Genomic DNA, 1,355 nt, shown 5'->3' on the forward strand with positions numbered 1-1,355 from the left:
AGCTTGACCGGCACACCGGGCACACCGGGCTCGCCCGGATCCTGCACGCCGTTGCGGTTGGTGTCGGACCACACGAAGTCACCGAGACGGTTCGGCGGTGCGACCAGACCCGCGTCCAGCGTCAGGTCCTCACGCCGGCCGACACCCAGCTTCGTCGTCGGCGTGCAGCCGGTCGCGGGATCGGCGTCGGAGTCCTTGCCATCGTCGCCGGCGTTGGCCTTGGTGAGGGTGTAGTCCTTCACCGCGGCCGGCAGGTTCGCGATGTCGAAGCACACCGAGTACTCACCGTCCGGGAGATCGCTGAACAGGTACTTGCCCTGCGCGTCGGTCTTCGTCGTCGCACCCGTGCTGAGCTTGACCGTGACGCCTTCGACGGGGATGTCGGTGGCGTCCTGCAGACCGTCCTTGTTCACGTCGATCCACACGTAGTCACCCAGGCGGTTGACCGGTGCGTGGATACCGGCGTCCACGGTCAGGTTCTCCCGCTTACCCAGGCCCAGCTCCACCTCGGGGGTGCAGCCGCTCGCCGGATCGGCGTCGGAGTCCTTCGCGTCATCGCCACCGGCGTTGGGCGTGGTGAACTGGAAGTCCTTCACCGCGTCCGGCATCGGGCCGAAGCACACCGTGTACTTGCCATCCGGCAGGTCGGTGAACAGGTACTTGCCGTTCGCGTCGGTCTTCGTGGTCTGACCGGTGGACAGCTTCACCGGCACGTCCGGGACACCGGGTTCGCCGTTGTCCTGGATGCCGTTCTTGTTGTCGTCACGCCACACCGTGTCGCCGAGCTTGTTCGGCGGTGATACGAGACCCATGTCCAGGGTCAGGTCCACCCGCTTGCCCACGCCCAGCGTCGTGTCCGGCGTGCACCCGGTGGCCGGGTCGGCGTCGGAGTCCTTCGCGTCGTCGGCGCCGGCGTTCGGCTTGGTGACCAGGTAGTCCTTCACCGCGGCCGGCAGGTTGGCGATGTCGAAGCACACCTTGTAGGTGCCGTCGGGCAGGTTGTCGAACAGGTACTTGCCCTGCGCGTCCGTGGTCGTGGTCGCGCCGGTGGACAGCGTGACCTTCACGCCCTGCACCGGAACATCGGTGGCGTCCTGCAGACCGTCCTTGTTCACGTCGATCCACACGTAGTCACCGAGACGGTTGACCGGTGCGATCAGACCCAGGTCCAGCGTCGGGTCCTCCGGCTTGTCCACGTCGAGCTTGGTCGGCGGCGTGCACCCGGTCGCCACGTCGGCGTCGGAGTCCTTCGCGTCATCGCCACCGGCGTTCGGCGTCGTCGGCACGTAGTCCTTCACCGCCGCCGGCAGGTTCTTGACGTCGAAGCACACCGTGTAGCTGCCGTCCGGCAGGCC

General features: G+C 67.3%; 1 protein-coding gene. It reads right to left on the reverse strand.

All coding sequences use genetic code 11. The features are described from left to right. Window positions 1-1,355, reverse strand: a 1,355-nt coding sequence (locus tag ACWEIJ_RS46015) for an SdrD B-like domain-containing protein (RefSeq protein ID WP_449843623.1), incomplete at both ends; no start/stop codon positions are given.

The sequence above is a fragment of the Lentzea sp. NPDC004789 genome (assembly GCF_053601075.1).